Source organism: Alcanivorax sp. IL2, from assembly GCF_047495475.1.
In the GTDB taxonomy this organism is placed as follows: domain Bacteria; phylum Pseudomonadota; class Gammaproteobacteria; order Pseudomonadales; family Alcanivoracaceae; genus Alcanivorax.
Genome location: NZ_CP179932.1, coordinates 923,206 through 938,033, shown reverse-complemented (window position 1 = coordinate 938,033; position 14,828 = coordinate 923,206). Strand labels below are relative to the sequence as shown.

The 14,828-nt window shown below is 59.5% G+C and carries 15 protein-coding genes; 6 read left to right on the top strand and 9 right to left on the bottom strand.

All coding sequences use genetic code 11. The features are described from left to right. Positions 1–177 precede the first annotated feature (177 nt). The 3 genes from ACMG4N_RS04380 to ACMG4N_RS04370 all read right to left on the bottom strand — a co-directional run bounded on the left by ACMG4N_RS04380 (position 178) and on the right by ACMG4N_RS04370 (position 2,713). Entirely contained in the window at positions 178–1,530 is a 1,353-nt protein-coding gene (locus tag ACMG4N_RS04380; RefSeq protein WP_414432987.1) for a DEAD/DEAH box helicase, read from the bottom strand. A gap of 165 nt (positions 1,531–1,695) precedes the next feature. Continuing rightward, positions 1,696–1,911, bottom strand: a complete 216-nt coding sequence (locus ACMG4N_RS04375) for a DUF1653 domain-containing protein (RefSeq protein WP_035245397.1) — start codon at positions 1,909–1,911, stop codon at positions 1,696–1,698. Further along, positions 1,904–2,713, bottom strand: a complete 810-nt coding sequence (locus ACMG4N_RS04370) for an esterase/lipase family protein (protein WP_414432986.1) — start codon at positions 2,711–2,713, stop codon at positions 1,904–1,906. The genes ACMG4N_RS04375 and ACMG4N_RS04370 overlap by 8 nt, the downstream gene beginning before the upstream one ends. A 101-nt stretch (positions 2,714–2,814) precedes the next feature. Between ACMG4N_RS04370 and ACMG4N_RS04365 the strand changes: the two genes are divergently transcribed. Both ACMG4N_RS04365 and ACMG4N_RS04360 read left to right on the top strand, forming a co-directional pair. After that, the gene (locus ACMG4N_RS04365; protein WP_414432985.1) at positions 2,815–4,308 is read left to right on the top strand and encodes a flavin-containing monooxygenase; all 1,494 of its coding nucleotides are present in this window, start codon (positions 2,815–2,817) and stop codon (positions 4,306–4,308) included. Positions 4,309–4,378: 70 nt separating this feature from the next. Beyond that, positions 4,379–4,933 (top strand): ATP-dependent zinc protease, encoded by a 555-nt coding sequence (locus tag ACMG4N_RS04360; RefSeq protein WP_414432984.1) that lies wholly within the window; start codon positions 4,379–4,381, stop codon positions 4,931–4,933. 102 nt (positions 4,934–5,035) lie between these two features. On the opposite strand, the gene ACMG4N_RS04355 is transcribed toward ACMG4N_RS04360, so the two are convergent. Further along, positions 5,036–5,941, bottom strand: a complete 906-nt coding sequence (locus ACMG4N_RS04355; protein WP_414432983.1) for a recombination-associated protein RdgC — start codon at positions 5,939–5,941, stop codon at positions 5,036–5,038. Positions 5,942–6,169: 228 nt separating this feature from the next. Between ACMG4N_RS04355 and ACMG4N_RS04350 the strand changes: the two genes are divergently transcribed. Beyond that, a complete protein-coding gene (locus ACMG4N_RS04350) occupies positions 6,170–7,123 on the top strand; it encodes an aldo/keto reductase (protein ID WP_414432982.1) in 954 nt (317 codons plus the stop codon). 200 nt (positions 7,124–7,323) lie between these two features. Further along, positions 7,324–8,217 (top strand): haloalkane dehalogenase, encoded by an 894-nt coding sequence (locus tag ACMG4N_RS04345; RefSeq protein WP_414432981.1) that lies wholly within the window; start codon positions 7,324–7,326, stop codon positions 8,215–8,217. A gap of 87 nt (positions 8,218–8,304) precedes the next feature. Here ACMG4N_RS04345 and ACMG4N_RS04340 read toward each other — a convergent pair whose 3' ends face one another. The 3 genes from ACMG4N_RS04340 to ACMG4N_RS04330 form a co-directional block, all read right to left on the bottom strand. Further along, positions 8,305–9,483 (bottom strand): GGDEF domain-containing protein, encoded by a 1,179-nt coding sequence (locus ACMG4N_RS04340; protein WP_414432980.1) that lies wholly within the window; start codon positions 9,481–9,483, stop codon positions 8,305–8,307. 210 nt (positions 9,484–9,693) lie between these two features. Continuing rightward, positions 9,694–10,221, bottom strand: coding sequence for a GNAT family N-acetyltransferase (locus ACMG4N_RS04335; RefSeq protein ID WP_414432979.1), 528 nt, complete (start codon positions 10,219–10,221; stop codon positions 9,694–9,696). A gap of 121 nt (positions 10,222–10,342) precedes the next feature. Then, a complete protein-coding gene (locus ACMG4N_RS04330; protein ID WP_414432978.1) occupies positions 10,343–10,807 on the bottom strand; it encodes a hypothetical protein in 465 nt (154 codons plus the stop codon). 101 nt (positions 10,808–10,908) lie between these two features. On the opposite strand from ACMG4N_RS04330, the gene ACMG4N_RS04325 reads away from it, so the two are divergent. Beyond that, positions 10,909–11,733 carry an arylamine N-acetyltransferase family protein gene (locus tag ACMG4N_RS04325; protein WP_414432977.1) on the top strand — a complete coding sequence of 275 codons (825 nt, stop codon included), beginning with the start codon at positions 10,909–10,911 and terminating at the stop codon, positions 11,731–11,733. Between the two features lie 85 nt (positions 11,734–11,818). Here ACMG4N_RS04325 and ACMG4N_RS04320 read toward each other — a convergent pair whose 3' ends face one another. Together ACMG4N_RS04320 and ACMG4N_RS04315 are read right to left on the bottom strand one after the other, a co-directional pair. Beyond that, complete coding sequence (locus ACMG4N_RS04320; protein ID WP_414432976.1) at positions 11,819–12,820, bottom strand: cytochrome d ubiquinol oxidase subunit II; 1,002 nt, start codon at positions 12,818–12,820, stop codon at positions 11,819–11,821. Then, on the bottom strand, positions 12,817–14,193 hold the full coding sequence (locus tag ACMG4N_RS04315; RefSeq protein WP_297764924.1) for a cytochrome ubiquinol oxidase subunit I: 1,377 nt from the start codon (positions 14,191–14,193) through the stop codon (positions 12,817–12,819). Before ACMG4N_RS04315 ends, ACMG4N_RS04320 begins: the two co-directional genes overlap by 4 nt. A 325-nt stretch (positions 14,194–14,518) precedes the next feature. Between ACMG4N_RS04315 and ACMG4N_RS04310 the strand changes: the two genes are divergently transcribed. After that, positions 14,519–14,695 carry a Flp family type IVb pilin gene (locus tag ACMG4N_RS04310; RefSeq protein WP_414432975.1) on the top strand — a complete coding sequence of 59 codons (177 nt, stop codon included), beginning with the start codon at positions 14,519–14,521 and terminating at the stop codon, positions 14,693–14,695. Positions 14,696–14,828 lie beyond the last annotated feature (133 nt).

Here is a 14,828-nt window from a genome sequence, read left to right as displayed (position 1 = left end):
CTTAGATAAAAATATCAATTTCCTCTTTGTCTTCTGGGATAACAATCGCGAATTGATACTGTAGTTTTCAACGCAAGAGGCCGCGCCAAACATAATGGCGCGGCCTCTTGCGTTCAATTACACCCGGCGCTTTCTCGCGCAACTATTAACTGTTCACTGTTAACTATTCACTGCCTTTTAGTCGATCGGCCCGGGATTCTTCCGTTTCTTCACCGTAGCAAAACCACTATTGGTATCCGGTACCGCGGGCTTATTAGTGCGCGAATTCTTCTTCGCCACCGGTTTTTTCCTGGCCGGCTTTTTGCCCTTTTTGGCGTCCTCTTTCTTTTTCATTTTTTTCTTTTTGCTGCCGGCGGCCTTGCCGTTGGACTTGAGATTTTTCGGACCAAGGAAGTTGCCCTTCAAGGCTTCGATCAGGCGGTATTCAAAGTTCTGGCGCAGGTAGCGCTGGATGCCCGCCATCAGGTTCCATTCGTGGGCGGCGATCAGGGAGATGGCGGTGCCGTCGCCGCCCACCCGGCCGGTGCGGCCGATGCGGTGGACGTATTCGTCGCCACTGCGTGGCATGTCGAAGTTGATTACCAGGTCCAGGCCGTCCACGTGGATGCCCCGGGCGGCCACGTCGGTGGCGACCAGCACTTTCACGGCGCCAGCCTTGAGGCGATCCATGGCCAGTTTGCGGTCTTTCTGGTCTTTCTCGCCGTGCAGGACGAACACTTTCAGGTTGGAGGCCACCAGCACGCCGCCCATGCGGTCGGCCTGCTCGCGGGTGTTGGTGAACACCACGGCCTTGTCGTAGGTCTCGTTGGCCAGCAGCCACTGCACCAGACGTTCCTTGTGTTTCACGTCGTCGGCGGTGATCACCTGCTGGACCACGGATTCGTTCAGGTCACGCACGGAGTCCAGCATCAGGGACTTGGGCTCGCGCAGGGTGGAGGCGACCATTTTCTCCATGGCGTTGCCGCCGCTGGTGGCGGAGAACAGCAGGGTCTGACGCTCGGCGCGGCATTCTGCGGCCAGGCGCAGTACGTCGTCGCTGAAGCCCATGTCCAGCATGCGGTCGGATTCGTCCAGCACCAGCATTTCCAGATCCTGCAGGCGCAGGTTGCCGGCTTCCAGATGCTCGATCAGGCGCCCCGGGGTGCCGATGAGGATTTCCGGGTTCTTGCGCATCTTGGCGGCCTGCACCTTGAAGTCTTCACCACCGGTGACCAGCTCCGCCTTGATAAAGGTATAGCGCCCCAGCGCTTCCACCTGCTTGAGGGTCTGCTGGGCCAGCTCGCGGGTGGGCAGCAGGATCAGGGCGCGGGTGTCGGTACGCGGCCGCGAGTGCTGCATCAGCTGGTGCAGCATGGGCAGCATGAAGGCGGCGGTCTTGCCGCTACCGGTGCGAGCCACCACACGCAGGTCGTGGCCGGCCAGGGCCTCGGGAATGGCTGAGGCCTGCACAGGCGTGGGGGTGGTGATTTCCAGTTCGCCGAGTGCCCTGGTCAGGCGCTCGTGCAAATTGAGGTCGGCAAAAGTGGTCATGCAATGGGCTCCGCTATCGAGGGGCCATTGTAACGACTATCTGGGCGAATGACTGCCTTATTGCGGTAGGAGCTGTGTCCACATGGCGAGAAAGGTTCTGCTTACTGCAAACGACAGCCATTCGCCATGCAAGCATGGCTCCAACGGGGTCGGGCGAGGGGCGGGCTAATCGCCAACCCGGGCGAAGCGCGGCTGGACCTTGCCGTCGCGCTCCACGGTTTCGGTGAACATGGCCAGGGGGCGCACCCACAGGGCCTGGTCGCCGTAGAGCGGACGATAGACCACCAGGGTGTCGCCGGTTTCCGAATGGGTGGCGGTGCCGATGACCTGGTACTCGTTACCCTTGAAGTGCCGGTAGCGGCCCGGTTGCAGATCACTCATTGCCGGTCTCCGGGCAGCGGGCCAGGCGCTCGGCAATGGCCGCCAGCACCTGGGGATTCCAGGGCAGGCCCACGTGGGTGCCCTGCACTTCCACGTTATCGGTGAGCGGGCCGTCTTCTTCCTGGCTGCATTGCCAGGAGACGATGCCATCCTGTTTGGTGAAAATGGCGGTACAGGGCACCGGCGGCGCCGGGATACGGGCCTCGAAGGCTTCCCGGTCCGGTGGTGGCCGCTTGGGGTTAAAGAGGTTGAACAGGGTGGTCACATTGTTGGCTTCCGGGTCGCCGTTGATGGGGCTACCCAGGGTGAACACCTGGCTGACCCGCTCCGGGTAGGCCCGCGCCAGTTCGCGGGCAAACACGCCGCCCAGGCTCCAGCCGATCAGCGCCACGGGCTGGCCGTGACGAGTCTGGATGGCCTGCAGCTGGCTCACCAGCATGGCCTTGCGTTTGCTGTTCATGCCCAGGTTGGTGCCCTGGGCCCAGCCGTAGACGCTGTAGCCCAGCCGGGTCAGGGCCCGGCGCAGGGGGCGAGTGCTGGCATCGCTGGCGCCGAAGCCGGGCAGCACCAGCACCGGCTGGCCATTGCCGGCGGGCAGCTGACGATGGCCCAGGCCACGCAGCAGGTAGCGTCCGTAGGCCAGCATGGCCCGGCTTTCTCCCAGCAACAGCCCCAGGGAGGGCGCGGATGGCTTGTCTGTCATCGCAAATTCCTCGTTGTTCTCTGCCCCCATCGTAACCGGCGTGGCGGAGACCACCTTGGTCATGACGCGGGCCGGGGCCGCGCCCGGGTCATGGCGCATCCGCTTTGTTTATCGTCGGTAACGGTGTGCTGGCAATGCGCAACAGCGGTGGCCCGTCCGCACGCCTTGGGCCATGATGAAATGAACCAAGGAGGTGCACAATGAGCAAAAATAATAATGCTGCCCAGGCCGATCATCAGGTGATTGTGGTGGGCGCCGGGTTCTCCGGACTGTGTATGGCGATCCAGCTGAAGGAAGCCGGCTACGATGATTTCGTGGTGCTGGAAAAAGCCGGCGATATCGGCGGCACCTGGCGGGACAATATCTACCCGGGCTGCGCCTGCGATGTGCCCTCCCATCTGTATTCCTATTCCTTTGCCCCCAACCCGCGCTGGTCGCGCATGTTCGCGCCGCAGCAGGAAATCTGGGATTACCTGAAACGCTGCGCCGACAAGTTCGGCGTCACCCCACACATGCGTTTCAATTGCGAGGTGGAGCGGGCGGTCTACGACGAGCAGAAACAGATCTGGCATGTGACCACCCATGACGGCACCGAGCTGACCACCCGGATTTTCGTTTCCGGCATCGGCGCGCTGAGCATCCCCGCCTACCCGAAACTGCCAGGGGTAGAGAACTTTCAGGGCGAGGCCTTTCACTCCGCCCGCTGGAACCATGATTACGATCTCACCGGCAAACGTGTGGCTGCCGTGGGCACCGGCGCCAGCGCCATCCAGTTTGTGCCGCGCATTGCCCCAGAGGTCGAGCAGCTGGACCTTTACCAGCGCACCCCGCCCTGGGTGCTGAGCAAGCCGGACCGGCGCATGACCAAAATTGAAAAGCTGCTGTTCAAGACCCTGCCGGTGACGCAGAAATTGTTCCGGGGCGGCATCTACTGGTGGATGGAAAGCCGGGTGCTGGGTCTGGCGGTGGATCCACGGGCCATGAAGCTGGCCGAGCTGTATGGCCGCCACTTTATCCGCCGCAACATCAAGGACCCGGAACTGCGCAAGAAAGTCACCCCGGACTACACCATCGGCTGCAAGCGAATTCTCATGTCCGATGAATATTACCCGTCACTGAATCGCGACAATGTGGCGGTGCTCACCGACGGCATCAAGCAAGTGAAAGCCCACAGCATTGTCGATGGCCAGGGGGTGGAACGCGAGGTGGACTGCATTATCTACGGCACCGGCTTCAAGGTCTCCGACCCTATCGGCCCGATGCAGATCATCGGCAAGGGCGGCGAGGAAATCCGCGACACCTGGGACGAGACCGGCATGGAAGCCTACCTGGGCGTCTCGGTAAGCGGCTTCCCCAATTTCTTCATGCTGCTGGGGCCCAATACCGGGCTGGGGCATACCTCCATCGTGTTCATGATCGAGGCGCAGGTGAACTACGTGATGCAGGCGGTCAACAAACTGCTTGGTGAAAACGCCGGCTCCCTGGATGTGAAACCGGAGGTGCAGGCAGGATTCAACCGGCGCCTGCAGGCGCAACTGGATGATGCGGTATGGTCTTCCGGTGGCTGTGAGAGCTGGTACCTGGACGAATTCGGCAAGAACCGTACCCTGTGGCCAAGCTTCACGTTCCAGTACTGGATGCGCACCCGCAAGTTCGAGCCGGACAAGTACCTGTTTGAGCCCGAATCGGTCTGATCGGGACACCCGGGGAACCCGGCGGCAGGCATCCTGTCCTAACGAAGACCCGAATCATCAAGGAGATGCCATGCCTCGCCTGACACTTGCCCTGCTCCCCGCCCTGCTACTGCTGGCCGGCCAGACTTTCGCCGCCGATCGCCCGGTATTCGGCTGGGTGGAAAAGACCACGCTGGAACCCTGGGGGGTGGAGCTGAAGGCGAAGCTGGACAGCGGCGCCCTGACCTCGTCAATGCATGCCACGGATGTGGAAGTGTTTGAAAAAGAGGGCGATGACTGGGTGCGCTTTACCGTGGATGTGCGCGATGAAGCGAGCGGTAAAAAAATGCAAAAAACCTTCGAGAAGCCCCGTTACCGCAAAGTGCTGATCCGCGGTGCCGGTGGAGTTGATCGTCGCCCGGTGGTGTTGATGAATCTGTGCATGGGCAACACCGTCTATGAAGAGCAATTCACCCTGAACGACCGCTCGGACATGATCTACCCGGTACTGCTGGGTCGCCGCACCCTTTCGCATCTGGGCTATCTGGATGTGACTCGGACCTTCACCCATTCCCCGGACTGTGATGAAGGCTCCATCGTCAAACTGGACAAGGACCAGAAAGACGACAAAGACATTGATGATTAAGCCCTTCCCTCTCTTTCCGTAGGAGCGTCGCTCGCGGCGCGATACCAAACGTTTTTTATCGCGCCGCCAGCGACGCTCCTACGGCAGAGGTTCCGGCTCCGATCAGGCCGGGTTCACCTCGAAATACCCGAACAACCCATCCAGCGCTTCGCGCAGTACATTGCCCTGCAGGCTGATCCGCGCCTGCAGTTCTGCCACGGCATCGTCCGCGTCCATGGCGTCGATATTTTCCTGCAGCAGATCCAGCGCCTTGATGCGCTTGATCTCCAGCTTGTCGTTGATATCCAGCTCCAGGGCATCCTGCCAGGCCAGATTGATGCGGGTGGCGACCATGCCGGTTTCCAGGTGGGCGAGGATTTCTTCCTGGCCCAGATCCACGGCGGTGAACTTCACCGCCGCGCCTTCGTCCTTGGTGCCTTTCAGCTCGCAACGGTCACCCAGGGTGAAGCCTTCCGGCAGCAGCTTGGTGTCTTTCAGCCAGTTGCTGAAGCTGGTGTAGGGGGCGGAGTTGGGGGCCGGGTACGCTACCGGCAGGGTACCAATGGCCTTGCGCAGGCAGGCCACCACTTCTTCGGCACGGCTGGCGGACGAGGCATCCACCATCACCCGCTTGCGTTCGGTGTCGATCAGCAGGGAAGTACGGCGTGAGCGAGTGAAGGCGCGGGGCATCAGTTCGAAGGTGATCTGCTCTTTCAGATCCGCCTTTTCCTTGCGACCCACCTTGCGGCCTTCCTCGTCCTGGATGTGCTCCACCTTCTCGTCGAGCAGCTCCTTGATCACGGGCCCGGGCAGCAGGCGAGAGGTTTCCTGGTAGGTGCAGTAGATGAAACCGTCCACCGCATAGACCATGGGGTCCTGCCCTTTCAGGGGCGGCACAAAACCTTCCGTGCGCAGGGTCTGGGAGCCACAGGGCTGGCAGCGGTTCTGGTCCAGGGTTTCATCGAGCTCGGCCACGGAGGAAGGAAAGGCCTCTTCGCCCACAAACACAACCAGATTCTTGATCCACATAAACAGGTTCCAAGCAGGGGCGACGAGAAAAGGCGCCGCCGAAATAGAAGGGTTGGCCACAGTAGCGAAATGGCCCAAGCGGCTCAAGCGCTCATTCCGGAGAATCGGACAACAATCCGGCAGGAACTGCGGTGCCTGTTAAGGGTCACTGTGGGTAAGGTATTTGTTTTGCCATAACGGACGCCAAAAGCGACCGGGACAATCACACAGCATCTACAGGAGCAGGTGATGAAAACACTGACATTCCCCAACGGCGACACCATGCCGCAACTGGGCCTGGGTACCTGGAAATCCCAGCCCGGCGAGGTCTACGAGGCCGTAAAGGCCGCCATCGAGATGGGTTACCGGCACATCGACTGTGCCCATATTTACGGCAATGAGGACGAAATCGGCCAGGCGCTGCAGGATGTATTCGCCGCCGGCACCGTTCAGCGTGAGGATCTGTGGATCACCTCCAAGCTGTGGAACAGCGACCATGCCCCGGAGGATGTGCAGCCCGCCCTGGAAACCACCCTGAACAACCTGAAGCTGGATTATCTCGACCTGTACCTGATGCACTGGCCGGTGGCCCTGAAGAAGGGCGTGCCCTTTCCCCAGTCCGGCGATGACATGGTGTCCCTGAACGACTTGCCGGTGGCGACTACCTGGGCGGCCATGGAAGCGCTGGTGGATAACAACCTGACCCGACAGATCGGCGTCTCCAATTTCAGCGTGACAAAGCTGGAAGACCTGGTCAGCAAGGCACGGTTGAAACCGGCCATGAACCAGATCGAATTGCACCCCTACCTGCAGCAGACCGCCATGCTGCGCTTCTGCCAACAGCAGGGCATTCATCTGACGGCCTACTCCCCGCTGGGCTCCTCGGATCGCCCGGCCGGCCTCAAGGCCGAGGACGAACCGGTGCTGCTGGAAGACCCGATCATTCATGACATCGCCGACAACCACAGCGCCAGCCCGGCACAGGTGTTGATCGCCTGGGCCCTGCAGCGCGGCACCGCTGTGATTCCGAAATCGGTGAACCCGCAACGGCTGCAGCAGAACCTGGCTGCCGCCGACCTGACACTCAGCGAGGACGACATGCAGGCCATCGCCGAGCTGGACCGCCACCGCCGCTACGTGGACGGCGGCTTCTGGGCACAGCCGGGCAGCGATTACAGCCTCGAAGGTCTCTGGGACGAGTAACCCCAAGCCAGGCCAAACCGTAGGGTGCCACTGAGCCTGGGGCGAACTGCACCGCAACCGCCGTGGTCATGGTGCAGTTCGCCCCAGGCTCAGTGGCACCCTACGCAAACCATCCCGTATCGCCCTTTGGCCCGGGAAGACATGGTCATCCGCGGTCGGGAACGGCCATCCTTGGCTTTTCCTTTTCATCAGGATGACCCATGGATTTTCTGCGCACCCCGGATTCCCGTTTCGAACGACTGCTGGACTACCCTTTCGAGCCCAACTACACGGACGTGGGTGGCCTGCGCATGCATTATCTGGATGAAGGCCCGGCGGATGCCAAGCCGGTGCTGATGATGCATGGTGAGCCGTCCTGGTCGTACCTGTATCGGCACATGATTCCGATCTGCGCCGCCGCCGGCCACCGGGTGGTCGCGCCGGACCTGATCGGTTTCGGTAAATCCGACAAGCCCACCGACATCAACGCCTACAGCTACCAGAGCCACATGGACTGGATGCAATCCTGGCTGGAACAGCTGGACCTGCGTGATATCACCCTGGTCTGCCAGGACTGGGGCTCACTGCTGGGCCTGCGCCTGGCGGCGGAAAACCCGGAGCGCTTCCGGGCCATCGTGGTGGGTAACGGCATGCTGCCCACCGGCGATCTGAAAGTCCCCAAAGCCTTTACACTTTGGAAAAATTTCGCGCTCTACAGCCCGGTGTTTCCCATCGCCCGTATCATCGGCAGCGGCACCTTCAAGACACTGGGCCCGGATGAGCGCCGCGCCTACGATGCGCCCTTCCCGAGCAAGAAATACAAGGCCGGCGCCCGGGCGTTTCCCAAGCTGGTGCCAGTGACCCCGGATGACCCGGCCAGCGATGCCAACCGCCAGGCCTGGAAAGTGCTGGAGCAATGGGACAAACCGTTCCTGACCACCTTCAGCAATGGCGACCCCATCACCCGGGGTGGCGACAAGTACATGCAGGAACGCATCCCCGGCGCCAAGGGACAGCCTCACCAGACCCTGGTGGGCGGTCACTTTCTTCAGGAAGATTCGCCGGTGCAGTTTGCCCGAGCCGTGAATGCGTTGATTGCCGGGCTGGAGTCGTAGCTTGTTGGAGCCTTGCTCGCAAGGCGAAGGGGTATCTGGTCGCTTCGCCTTGCAAGCAAGGCTCCAACGAATACCTACCGCTATCTCTCAGGCTGTCGCCGCTTGCTGCGGCAAAGACCAGAATGCCATCCGGTTGCGGCCCGCTTCTTTGGCCTGATAGAGCGCCTGATCCGCCCGGGTGAAGAGCTGCTCCTCACCCAGGGTGGCGCCAGTGCCGGAACAGGTAACACCGAAGCTGGCGCTGACATGGAACGGCGCCTGCCCCTCCACCTCTACCGGTGTATCGCAGAGCCTCTGTCGGCAACGCTCAATCACCTTGGCGGCACCCTGCTGATCCGTTTCCGGCATCAGCAACATGAATTCCTCGCCACCGATGCGGCCAATGCGATCGGTTTCGCGCAGACACTCACGTAACACCCGGGCCACCATCAATAGCACCTTGTCCCCGGTGGCGTGCCCGTAGCGATCATTAATCTGTTTGAAATGATCCAGATCCATCACGCAGACCGACACCGGGCTGCCGCTGCGGCGACTGCGGGCCAGCTCGTAGCTGAATTGGTCGAACAGGGCGCGGCGATTGTCGAGGCCGGTAAGCGGGTCGGTCACCGCCAGGGCCCGGATCTGCTTTTCACGTATCTGCCAGCGCCGCAGCAGCACATAGGTAAAGCCGAACACCATGGCCAGAAACGGCGTGGCAAAGGCGATCATGCTGTTGACCCAGTACACGGACACCAGATCCTTGGTCACCGGATCGGCCTTTAACAACGGGGCGTATTGCAGCTTTCCCTGGACGATCAGCGCATAGATGGCCAGCACCATGATGGTGTGAATCACCAGGCTGCAGGTGACCCGTTTGAAATCAAAAAGAATAAAGCCAGTGAGCGGCGAGCCTACCAACACCAGGCCCATGATCGGGTTATACAGCCCCATCACATAACCAATGCCGAGAAAGGAAAAACCGAAGAAATGGATACACACATTGGGGTAGGCCACCGAGTGACGCTTGGTCTTGTGCAGGACGATGCCCCAACAGGTCAGCAACAGCCAGCCAGTCACGTTGAAAAGGAAAATATCCCGGGCCAGCCCGGCCCCTTCCACAGACAGGAACTGCTCACCGAAACGGGTGTAGTTCACCGTCAACAGCAGCCAGCCGAGAAAACCGAGCATCAGCAGGCCGGTGAGCACCGACAGCAACAGGCTCTTGTCCCGATCGCTCCAGTCGAGCAGATCGGTGATGGGCAGCGGATTGCGCTCAACCGCTGGCATGGCATGAGTTCTCATTCATACCGGAATTATGTCACAGGGCCGATCCCGCTGAGTGAAATCTGATCAACGCTGGTGCCCCGGCTGCCACCAGTGGTCGGAAAGGCGGCACGGCAATTTCAATGCTCTGGTGCAAATCGGCGCACAGGCAGGCCTCATCATAGAGCGCGGTTTCGGCCGCACCAGATCTGTCGCTCGCTATCACAACAGCCATCAGGAGCGGGGGCAGGTCATCAGCAGGGCTGGCCCGTCCGGTGTCTTCACCACCTGGCGAGCCACAAAACCGGCGTTGCGAAAACAGTGGATGGCGCGAAGGTTATCCGGCGCCGGGTCGGCGATCACTTCTGTTACCTGGGGATCATCAAACAGCTGGTCCACAAAGGCCCTCACCGCCGATGTGCCCAGCCCATGATCCAGGTGACTCTTGCTGGCGATAAACACATCGACCCCGCGTATGCCCGAGTCATCAATGTCCAGCCACCAGCCTTCATGGTGATGTTCGATGGGCGCATACCCCTGAATAAACCCCAGCGGCTCGTCATCCAGGCGGATAAAGAAAAACATGGCGCCACCGAAACAGCGCTGGGCCGGATGGTAATCGCGAATCACCTCTTCAAGAGTACGCTGCGGCCCCCACCAGCGACTGACATGCTCGCGACCCAGCCAGTCATGCAACACCGGCAGGTCCGCGTCGGTGAGCGGCGTAAAGGTGAGCCTGTCCGTTGCTACTGAGACTTTCATAACGTTTTCTGCCACCTTCCCTGTATGGCGCATGATGCTGCGCGCATCAGCCCTATCTTTTTAGCAAAAGACTAACCCGCATCCTTTTTAACAACTGCTATCTGTTTATCGTTTCACCATGTTAATCCGTTCTGGCTCTATCGTCTCCAGCAACTGCGGCATGTAACTTCGATGCTTTTTGACGGCGCTGATCAGCAATATACGCGCCGATAAAGAACAGAACAGAAACAACCAGAAAGGGGCCGCCACTGCCCGGCCAGCTCCAGTAATTCAGCCCGGCATAAGCGCCCATCAACAGGGAGACTGCCACCACGGCAAAACCGTTATCGGTTCGTGTCACCCGAATCAACACCCACCCAGCCAATAAGGCCCCGATTCCCCAGGCTGGAAAATCAATGACCCAGAAATTATTCATGACCTTGTCCAGATAACCGGCCACCCAGTCGGCCTTCCCCTTCGGTGAGATATCATCCATTCCGAAGTACAGGCTGTAGCTCAGGGTTCCCGCCATGGTGACCAGAGAAATAATCGTCGCCATAAAAGACATCGTTAACCATCCGGCCAGAATCCCCAGAGTCCATCTCATCCCTGCTCCCCTCTATCCTTTATTTTTTATATTGAGACTTTACATCAACCTGAGTTGAGGTTTTATGCTTGCCTCTCCTTTTTCCGACAAGGACCCATACCATGGCGCTGGATATTGATGCCTACCTGCAGCGAATCGGCTATCAGGGAGAAAAGCAGCCTACCCTGAATACCCTCAAGGCTCTGCAATGCTTGCACCTGCAAGCCATCGCCTTCGAGAACCTTAACCCTCTGCTGGGGCTCGCGGTGTCACTGGACAGCCAGGCCCTGATGGACAAGCTGGTTGATCAGCGTCGCGGCGGATACTGTTTCGAGAATAACCTGCTGTTTCTGGAAATCCTGACTGGGCTGGGATTTCAGGCACGTGGTATTACCGGGCGGGTCTACTGGAACCAGCCCGACGATGCCTGGCCACCGCGCTCGCATATGCTGCTATTGGTGACGATTGACGGCGAAGAGTATCTCAGCGATGTGGGGTTCGGCGGCATGACTCCGACCGCCCCGCTGAAGCTCCATGCCCGTCATCCACAAAGCACACCGCTGGAGCCTTTCCGGGTGGATGCGCATCAGGATCATTACAGCCTGTGGGTACAGCTCGGGGAACAGTGGCGATTGCTCTATCGTTTCGACCTGATGCAACAGGGTGCCGTGGATTTCGAGATGGCCAACTGGTATGTGGCTTGCCACCCACAATCCAAATTCGTGAACAACCTGATTGCTGTGCGTACTGGCGAAGACCGCCGCCACACCCTGCTGAACGATCTTTATACGGTTCGCTTTCCGGATGGCAGCAGTGAAAAACACACGCTCGCATCCGTGGCAGAATTATGGGAATTACTGGAAGGGGTATTTGCCATCAATATGGCGGGGATAGACAGGAAAGAACTGGGAAAATCGCTCAAAGAGAAATCGCTATTTCAGCAATAAAGTCATTGGCAAACGCTTCGCCTTGCAAGCAAGGCTCCAACAGCGTGACGCGGTGCTGTTGGAGCCTTTTTCACAAGGCGAATTACTACTCGTAACTCAGATGCGTCGCTTTGCCCCGGAATACCCGATAGATAAAGATCGTGTAGCCCAGGATCATCGGCAAGGCGATGATGGCACCCCAGAAGGTGAACAGCAGGGACTCCGTGGCCGACGCCGCTTCCCAGATGGAAATCCGCCCCAGCACGATATCCGGGAACAGGCTGTAGGCCAGCCCGATACTCGCCAGTACACACACTACCATCAACGCCACAAAGGCCAGCCAGCCATAGCCGTTGTGCAGGATCTGCTTGCTGTTGAACACCCAGATCAGCCCTGCATAGGCCAGCGCTGTCGCCAGAGGAATGGGCATCAGACCGATGGCGTTGGGCAGGGTAAACCATTTGTCGGCGATGGCACTGCTTACCAGCGGGGTGGCGATGGAAATCAGCAGCAGAAAGCCGCCCATGGGCCATACCGCCAGCCGCCCCCAGCGAGCCGCCTTGTTGAACAGCTCGCCTTCGGTCTTGATCAGCAGCCAGGCGGCGCCGAGCATGATGTACAGGGACGGCAGCGCCACCGCGATCAGTGCGGCAAACAGGGTGCTGGTGGCATCGCCGGTGAGGCCGGTGACAAAGGCGCCCAGCATCCAGCCCTGACAAACCGACGCCACCAGTGAGCCGAAGGCAAACAGACGATTCCATTTCGCCTTGTGCTTGTCGCCGGCCTTGACCCGGAAATCGAACGATACCCCGCGCAGAATCAGCCCCATCAACATCAGCGTCACCGGCAGGTACAGGGAGGTGAGCACGATGGAATGGGCCTGCGGAAAGGCTATCAACAGGATCCCCACGCCCAACACGATCCAGGTTTCATTGGCATCCCAGAACGGCCCGATGGCGGCCACCATCACATCCTTTTCGTCATCGCTGGCGAAGGGCAGCAACATGCCGATGCCCAGATCGTAACCATCGAGAATCACATAGATCAGCAGTGCCAGCCCCATGGCGCCAGCAAAGAACAACGGAAGCCAGTATCCCAGATCCATCATGCTTCTCCTTCGGCAGTTTCCGCGTCGTTCATGGCCCGTTGCTGAGGTGTCAGCGTCAGGGAACGTGCCGGCTTGGTAGCCATATGGCGCAGGGTGGCGATATAAGACACCAGCAGGAACAGATACAGCAGCACATAGCCGAACAAGGTGCCGGCAACGGTGGCACTGCTGTGATCCGCCACCACATCGGCGGTTCGCAACAGCCCATCCACCACCCAGGGCTGGCGACCAATTTCAGTGACATACCAGCCCGCCAGCACCGCAATCCAGCCGGAGAAGGTCATCACTGACAGGGCACGCAATAGCCAGGTCTGTGTCTCACGGTTTTCATCCCGGTTGCGGAATAACCGCCAGGCGGACCACCAGCCTACCAGCACCATCAGCATGCCAATGCCGACCATTACCCGAAACGCCCAGAACACCGGTGCCACCGGTGGGGTCTCCCCCTCGAACTCATTGAGACCCAGCACTTCACCGTCCCACTCATGGGTGAGGACCAGGCTGGCCAGGTTGGGCACCTTGATGGCCATGTGCGTGGTCTTTGCTTCCTCATCGGGAAAGCCGAACAGGGTCAGCGGCGCGCCCTTCTCGGTTTCCCAGATACCTTCCATGGCGGCGATCTTGGCCGGCTGATGCTCCAGGGTGTTGAGCCCATGCAGGTCACCAATCCACACCTGCAGCGGCGCCAGCACCGCAGCCATCAACGCACCGGTACGCATGACTTTCCAGGTGGCCGGGCCGTCCACACCGCGCATGGCTCGCCAGGCACTCACCCCCATGATCAGGAAAGCCGCAGTCAGCAGAGAGGCGTTGAACATATGCGCCAGGCGATAGGGGAACGAAGGATTGAAGATTACCTCCCACCAGCTCTCCACAAAGAACACGCCCTCTTCGATGCGATAGCCTGTCGGTGTCTGCATCCAGGAATTGAGGCTGAGAATCCAGAACGCGGAGAATGAAGTCCCCACTGCCACCAGCACCGTGGCGATCAGGTGAGTGCGATTGGAGACCCGGTCCTTGCCGAACAGCATGATGCCCAGGAAAGAGGCTTCCAGGAAAAAGGCGGTGAGCACCTCATACCCCAGCAGTGGCCCGGCAATATTGCCGGCACGCTCCATGAAGCCCGGCCAGTTGGTGCCGAACTGGAAACTCATGGTGATGCCGGACACCACCCCCAGGGCGAAGCTCAAGGCAAAGATTTTTACCCAGAAGAAGTAGGCATATTCCCAGGCCTTGTCACCGGAAAAGGTGTAGCGCAACCGAAAATAGAACAGCACCCAACACAGGCCGATGGTGATAGTGGGGAAAAGAATATGGAAACTGATATTGGCGGCGAACTGCAGACGGGCAAGCAAAAACGGATCGAACTCCACGGGCGCAACCTCCACATGTCAGGCCTGCGAACAGGATTCATGATTTTCATTAGGCTAGCACATAGACATCGCCGCGTTGTGTGACAAATTGCCCTAGCGCAGCCCTGGTTGTTGGCCCCTCTTACAAGAAGCCAACAAACACTTAAATTTCGCATTACTCACCGGCGAGAGAAATATCACCGAAAACCGGCAACTTGATGACGAAAGCCCCAAAAAACCTGAACTTCATGCCCTCCTTTTTGCATAAATCAAAGCCATCACCGTACCGGGACAAGCGTGCTATTGTGATTATGAAGGATACCCAAGCCGCCAGGAGGGCGAGGCCATGTTCAAGCTCATCACTGCATTTTCACAGGAAGAAAGTGGCGCTTCTATTGTGGAGTACGCCATTCTCGTTTCATTGATCGCCATGGTGGCCATCGCTACCATCGTACTCGCCGGTGGCGAGGTGAAGGGCCTGTTTGATGGCGCACAGACGACCATCAGCGACGCCACCACCTGACGCTGACGGGGCTCGCCTCAGCACTGGCAAGGCGGGCCCTGGTCAGCAGCCAGCCAACGGTACTTGCCGCACAGCAATTGAACGCATCGGCAAAGCTGGGTAGCTTATTGTCTGAACATCCCTGCATCGTTTT